The sequence below is a fragment of the Cyanobium sp. HWJ4-Hawea genome (genome assembly GCF_024345815.1).
In the GTDB taxonomy this organism is placed as follows: domain Bacteria; phylum Cyanobacteriota; class Cyanobacteriia; order PCC-6307; family Cyanobiaceae; genus Cyanobium_A.
Genome location: NZ_JAGQBV010000079.1, coordinates 1 through 7,101 on the forward strand (window position 1 = coordinate 1; position 7,101 = coordinate 7,101).

A 7,101-nucleotide genomic window follows, 5' to 3' on the forward strand; every position below is an offset into this window, starting at 1 on the left:
CACGTAAGTAATACCTATTTCGTGGTTGGTCACTTCCACTACGTGATCTATGGCGCCGCCGTTATGGGCATTTTCGCCGCCATCTACCACTGGTTTCCCAAGTTCACGGGCCGCATGCCCTACGAAGGGCTGGGCAAGCTGCACTTTGCCCTGACCTTCATTGGCGCAAACCTCAATTTTCTGCCCATGCATCCCCTCGGTTTGATGGGTATGCCCAGGAGGGTTTCTTCCTACGACCCGGAGTTTGCCTTCTGGAACGTGCTCGCCAGCCTGGGGGCCTTCCTGCTGGGGGTTTCGATTATTCCCTTCCTTCTCAACATGATTAGCTCCTGGGTTCGGGGAGAAAAGGCCCCCGCCAATCCTTGGAATGCCATTGGCCTTGAGTGGCTGTTGCCTTCCCCTCCCCATGAAGACAACTTTGGCGACTTTGTGCCCACTGTTATTTCCCGCCCCTATGGCTATGGCAGTGGGCTGCCGCTGGTGGAAAACCAGGCGGCCTACGAACAGGCCCTCAAGGAGAACTAAGCAATGACTTTCACTACACCGCCAAGCTCCCTAATTGTCGAGCCCCAACCCCAGCCCCATGACGAGAAAAAGCATAATCTGACGGGCTTTATTATTTTTCTGTGCTCCGAGAGCGTAATTTTCCTGGCTTTCTTTAGCGGTTATGCAGTGTTGAAAACCAGTGCCCTGAACTGGTTGCCGCCCGGGGTGGCGGGGCTGGATGTGCACATGCCCTTGATAAATACAATCGTTTTGGTTTCAAGTAGTGGCACCATCTACTTGGCAGAGCGTTTTAAGGCCAAGGAAAATCTTGCCCTCTTCCGCGGTTTTTGGCTTTTGTCCATGGCCATGGGGGCCTATTTCCTCTACGGCCAGTACGTGGAGTGGAGTGGGCTGGAGTTTGGGTTTACCTCCGGCACCTTCGGTGGCACCTTCTACTTGCTTACTGGTTTCCACGGCCTGCACGTTGCCACGGGCATTGGCTTGATGGGTCTGATGTTGGTCAAATCTTTTCTACCTGGAAACTACGAAAAAGGTGAGCAGGGGGTAGAAGCCACTTCGCTTTTCTGGCATTTTGTTGATGTGATCTGGATTGTTCTATTTATCTTGATCTATTTGTGGCAATGATTTTGATCCTTTCCCTAGCCCAAACCACCGGAGGTAATTTGACGTGATTATCGACGACATCAGCTATGACGTGATCGTGGTTGGCAGCGGTGCTGCCGGGGGCACCTTCGTTGCCCAATTGGTGGGCTCCGGTCTCAAGGTCTTGCTTTTGGAGCGGGGTGGGCAAATGCCTGCCGAGGATCAAAACGTGGCCGATGTGGGCCTTTTTAGAAAGGATCGTTACCACCCGAAGGAGCAGTGGTTTGGCACCGATGGGGATCCCTTTTCCCCCCAGGCCATCTATGCCCTTGGCGGTAACACCAAGATTTGGGGTGGGGTGCTTGAGCGGATGCGGGAGCGGGAGTTTGGCGGGCTTGCCCTGCAGGCAAGTCATGCCCCTGCCTGGGGACTGACCTACGACGACCTGGCCCCCTGGTACTGGCAGGCCGAGGCACGTTATTGCGTGCATGGCCGTGCCGGAATTGATCCGACCGAACCGGCCCGCAGCCACGACTTTGCCCAGGCGCCAAAGCCGATTGAGCCCTTCATGGAGGAGCTGCGCTCGGCGCTGCAGCGCCATGGCACCAATCCCTATGACCTGCCAATTAGTTGGTCTGATTCGCCCCAGGATCCCTCTGGTGATGCCGAGCTTTTTGGGGTTGACCTGGCCCGATCTGGCCCTGGTTCCCAAGGGCAGGATGGGGCAATCACGATTCGAACGGGCGCCGATGTGCGCTCCCTCCATGTCAACCCCAGCGGTAATGAGGTGCGGGGTGTGGAGGCCCTGATTGATGGCCAGAGCTGGCTCTTTCAGGGGCATCAGGTGGTGTTGGCGGCTGGTGCCATCAATACGGCGGCGATTTTGTTGCGCTCCGCCAGCGACCAGCATCCCCGGGGATTGGCCAATGGTTCAGACCAGGTGGGTCGCAACCTTATGCATCCCCAGCTCACTTCAATTATTCAGCTGGCGGCAAAGCCAAATAACGGCCGCTACCCCCGCAGTTTGGGTGTAAACGACTACCTCTGGGGTGACAAAAATGTGAGCTTCCCCCTGGGTTCAATCCAGAACGGGGGCGGAGTTTTGCAGGATGCCCTGTTTGCGGAATCGCCGCCGGTGCTCTCCCTGGTTACCAAGCTCCTACCCAACATGGGCCTCGAGCAGCTGGCAGCCCGTTCAGTTACCTGGTGGGCCCTGAGTCCTGTTTTGCCGGATCGCCACAACCGGGTCAGCCTGCGCGGTGATCGTATCCAGCTCAACTATGTGCACAACAACCGTGAGGCCCATGACCGTCTGATCTACCGCTGGATCGACACCCTCAAGGAGGTGGAGGCAGATCCCCTCACCCATGTGGTTAGTGCGGCTCCCACCCATCCCCGTGGTGAGGCTCCCCTTTCGGCGGTGGGCTACGCCTGTGGCACCTGCCGAATGGGAGATAACCCGGCCACTGCCGTTGTTGGCCTCGACGGCCGCTGCCATGAACTAGCCAACCTCACTATTGCTGATGCCAGCCTCTTCCCCAGTTGCCCTGCGGTGGGGCCTGGCCTCACGGTCATCGCCAATGCCATGCGTATAGCTGAATCCCTGAAGGCTTCCCTTTTTAACTCCTGATCCGATGACATCTTCTCCCGCTAAATCTATTGATCAAGGCTTGAAGCCTGCGGAGTTGCAGCGTATTTCAGAACGGGACCAGGGCCTAGAGCCCTGGTCTCTATGGGGCAGCTATCTGCCTGAGCGCCAATGGGGCACGGTTAGGGAGGATTATTCGGCCGACGGTGACGCCTGGAGTTCCTTCCCCCATGACCATGCCCGCTCCCGTGTTTATCGCTGGGGAGAAGATGGATTGCTGGGAATCTGCGACGAGCAATGTCGTCTCTGTTTTTCATTGGCCCTCTGGAATGGTGTTGACCCAATTCTGAAGGAGCGTCCATTCGGCCTGGCCAATCAGGAGGGTAACCACGGAGAGGATATTAAGGACTACTATTTTCACATTGATAATACGCCAACCCACAGCTTCATGCGGGGCTTGTATAAGTATCCCCAGGCTGCATTTCCCTATCAGCATTTGCTCGAGGAGAATGGCAGGCGTGGCCGTGATGTGCCTGAATTCGAACTTGTAGATACCGGAACCTTCGATCAAAATCGTTATTTTGATGTCTTTATAGAGTACGCAAAGGCATCATCTACAGACATTTTGATCAGGATTCGTGCGGTTAACCGAGGGCCTGATCCAGCTCCGATACATCTTTTGCCTACCGTTTGGCTTCGCAACACTTGGGCATGGGGTTATCCAGGCGAGGTTCGTAAGCCTATGTCGCTTGAGAATGATCGTGTATTAATCCCCCAGCTTGCTGATTTGCCGGCATGCGAGCTTTTGTGTAAGGAGACTGGCCAGTGGTTGTTTACTGATAACGAAACTAATTATCAAAGACTTTTTAATCAGCCGAATACCACTCCTTACCAGAAAGATGGATTCCATCGCTTCTTGATTGGCTCTGAGCATGGGGCTATTAATCCAGATCAAAATGGAACAAAAGCGGCTTGCCTATTACAGCGAACACTCGCTCCTGGCGAGGAGTGGTGCCTGGAACTGCGTTTGAGGCCTTGCGACAATACCGATGAACCCTTTGGAGTGGAATTTGACAATATCTTCTTTGCCAGGGAGAAAGAGTGCCAAGAATTCAATGAATACTGCACCCCTGGCCTTTCTGGTGATCAAAGCTTGATCCATAACACGGCATTGGCCGGGTTGCTTTGGTGCAAAAAATACTACGGCTGGAGTGTTGGTAGATGGTTAGAGGGTGATCCCACCCAAGAAAAGCCGCCTGAAGGGCGAAGGTTTACGGAAACAGCCAGGTGGGATCGTCTCCATGCCCATCAGGTTATTTCGATGCCAGATGCTTGGGAATATCCCTATTTTTGCCAATGGGATTTAATGTTCCATGCCGTTGCATTTGCCACTCTTGATCCCGCAACTGCAAAGGAGCAGTGCATGCTTTTACGTTCTCCTCATTACACCAATCCGACCGCACAAACCCCTGCCTATGAATGGGCATTATCCGATCCCAATCCTCCCATTGGGGCATGGGCGGCCATGCGAATTTTCCAAATTGAAGAAAGGCAAACCGGCAACCGGGACACGATGTTCCTGGCCTCATCAATGCGCAAGCTGCTCTTGGAATATGGTTGGTGGGCTAACCGAAATGCTAGGGATGGTGACAACATTTTTGATGGAGGCTTTCTAGGGCTGGATAATATTGCTGTTTTTGATCGCCGTTTCCCGCTTCGCGATGGTAGCCGAATCGAACAGTGCGATGGCACTGCATGGATGGCATCGCTGAGCCTTAATATGTTAAATATAGCGGTAGAGTTGAGTAAGGATGTTCCAGGATATTCTGACATTTGTGAGCGTTTTGTTTATGATTTTTCTCTACTGGCAATCACTCTCAATTCGCCGGCTTCCCAGTCTGCCCATGGATTCGTAAATTGGGATGAGGATGATGGTTTTTACTACGATGTTCTCAAGCGTCCAGATGGAAGTTCTGCCTATCTGCGGACCCGCTCCCTGTCCGGCTTAATCCCCATGCTCGCCGTAGCCAGCTTTGATCGTGAGACAGTCGATCGTTTGCCAGTGTTAGATGTTAAAAGTAGTTTGGCTTGGTTTGTGCATGAGCGCACTTCCCCTACCTGGCTTGAGCACAATTTAGGCAAATGGAACAACGATCGCCTCTTATTTACCCTCGTACCCACGGATCGTCTCCGAAGGATCTGTGAACGTCTGTTTGATGAAGAAGAGTTCCTTTCACCCTATGGCATCAGGGGGCTTTCAAAAGTATATGAATCAGATCCCTATTCATTTACGGAGGGTGCTGATAGTGAGCAGCTGGCCTATAGCCCCGGGGATAGCCCTGTCGGTATGTTTGGCGGCAATTCGAATTGGCGCGGCCCAGTCTGGATGCCACTTAATTTTCTTATAATTGAGTCCTTGCAGAAATATGCCCACTTCTATGGCGATAATTTCAAGGTTGAGTTTCCTGCACGCTCTGGCAATTGGATTAATCTCTGGGAGGCCTCCCTTGAATTAGAGAAACGCCTGGTAAGCATCTTTACTAGAAATCAAGATGGCCAGAGGCCTTTTAATGGTGATGTTCAGCTGTTTCAGGAAGATCCCCACTGGCGTGACCTAATTGCCTTTAACGAATATTTTCATGGCGACCATGGGCGAGGCATGGGGGCTTCCCACCAGACAGGCTGGACAGCGATGGTGGCCAAGATGATTACACAATTGAACCGTTACCCGAATGGGTAGCGGCTAGCTTTCGCCTGCTTTTTGTTCACCATGGCTATCCATCAAAACAACGCTGCTTTGCCTGGGCCCTCCATGGCCATCTCACCTTTGCCTGAGGCACGCCAGCTGGAGGTGGCCGACGGTGCCCATTTTGATGTGGTGATTATCGGTAGTGGTGCTGGCGGAGGCACCTTGGCTCGCCACTTGGCACCCAGTGGTAAAAAAATATTGATTCTGGAACGGGGTGATTGGCTACCCCAGGAGCCCGAGAACTGGGATGCGGAGGAGGTATTTCAGAAGGGTCGCTACGTTTCTAAGGACATCTGGTACGACAAACAGGGCAAGGCCTTTCAACCTGGCAGCCACTATTTCGTGGGTGGCGCTACAAAAATGTATGGCGCGGCCCACTTCCGCCTGCGCCAACAGGATTTTGAGGAGTTGGTCCACTTTGATGGTATTTCTCCTTCCTGGCCCCTGCGCTACAGCGACTTTGAGCCCTATTACCAGCGGGCTGAGCAGATGTACCACGTGCATGGACTGCGGGGTGAGGATCCCACCGAACCACCCTGCAGTAGTGCCTATCCCCATCCCCCAATTGCCCACGAGCCCCGCATTCAGAAGCTCGTCGACGATCTTCGTTCAGCGGGGTTACACCCCTTCCATGCTCCCACTGGGGTAATGCTTGATGAGGATAATTTTCCCTTTAGCCGTTGCCGTAAGTGCAACTGCTGTGATGGCTTTCCCTGCTTGATGCATGCCAAGTCTGATGCGGAAGTGCTTGGTGTCAGACCTGCTTTGGGTGCCCATAACGTATCTCTGCTAACCCGGGCCCATGTAAAGCGGTTGGTGACAGATCCATCTGGTCGTTCTGTTAAATCTGTCGAGCTCGAGCGAGATGGCGCCCCCATGACCGTCAGTGGTGATGTGGTTGTGGTCAGTTGTGGTGCTGCAAATAGTGCGCGTTTGCTGCTGATGTCGGCCAACGACAAGCATCCAAATGGCTTGGCCAATGGCTCGGACCAGGTTGGTCGTAACTATATGTTCCACAATAGTAAGGCAATGGTTGCCCTGTCCCATGAGCCGAATACCACAACTTTCCAGAAGACTATTTCTGTAAATGATTGGTACCTAGGTGATGCCGATTTTGATTACCCCATGGGTAATATTCAGATGACCGGTAAGACCAATGGCACGATCATGAAGGGCTATGCCCCCCTTGAAACTTTCCTGATGCCTGGCTGGTCGATGGATAAGATTGCCGAGCATGCCCTTGATTTTTGGATTTCCTCAGAAGATCTCCCCGCTGCTGAAAACCGAGTAACCGTTAATGGCAATGGTGATATCAAGCTGAATTATACGCTTAATAATCAAACTGCTGCCCACCGCCTCTATGGACGTTTGACCGATCTGCTGGATCGCCTTTACTTAAAAAATCATCTTATTGAGCGACAGTTCTATATCAAGAGCGATATGAATATTGCTGCAGTCGGGCACCAGGCCGGTACATGCCGTTTTGGCAAGGACCCAGCAAGCTCGGTTTTGGACCTTGATTGCAAGGCCCATGAACTCGATAACCTTTACGTTGTAGATACCAGTTTCATGCCCACAATTGGCGCGGTCAACCCATCCCTTACCGCCATCGCCAACGCCCTGCGTGTTGGGGATCATCTGTTGGCTAGATTGTAGAACTATATAACTTCAGCCC

5 protein-coding genes are annotated in these 7,101 nt (G+C 53.0%); all 5 read left to right on the plus strand.

The genetic code is table 11. The annotated features are described in order from the left end of the window. The coding region (locus tag KBY58_RS12385) for a cbb3-type cytochrome c oxidase subunit I (protein ID WP_255004627.1) at positions 1–525 on the plus strand (525 nt) is incomplete at its 5' end. A 3-nt stretch (positions 526–528) separates the two neighbouring features. Continuing rightward, a complete protein-coding gene (locus KBY58_RS12390) occupies positions 529–1,131 on the plus strand; it encodes a heme-copper oxidase subunit III (RefSeq protein ID WP_254933737.1) in 603 nt (200 codons plus the stop codon). A 43-nt stretch (positions 1,132–1,174) separates the two neighbouring features. Then, positions 1,175–2,719 carry a GMC oxidoreductase gene (locus KBY58_RS12395; protein WP_255004628.1) on the plus strand — a complete coding sequence of 515 codons (1,545 nt, stop codon included), beginning with the start codon at positions 1,175–1,177 and terminating at the stop codon, positions 2,717–2,719. Between the two features lie 4 nt (positions 2,720–2,723). Next, positions 2,724–5,417, plus strand: a complete 2,694-nt coding sequence (locus KBY58_RS12400; protein WP_255004629.1) for an MGH1-like glycoside hydrolase domain-containing protein — start codon at positions 2,724–2,726, stop codon at positions 5,415–5,417. 72 nt (positions 5,418–5,489) lie between these two features. Then, a complete protein-coding gene (locus tag KBY58_RS12405; RefSeq protein WP_255004631.1) occupies positions 5,490–7,082 on the plus strand; it encodes a GMC family oxidoreductase in 1,593 nt (530 codons plus the stop codon). Positions 7,083–7,101: the final 19 nt, after the last annotated feature.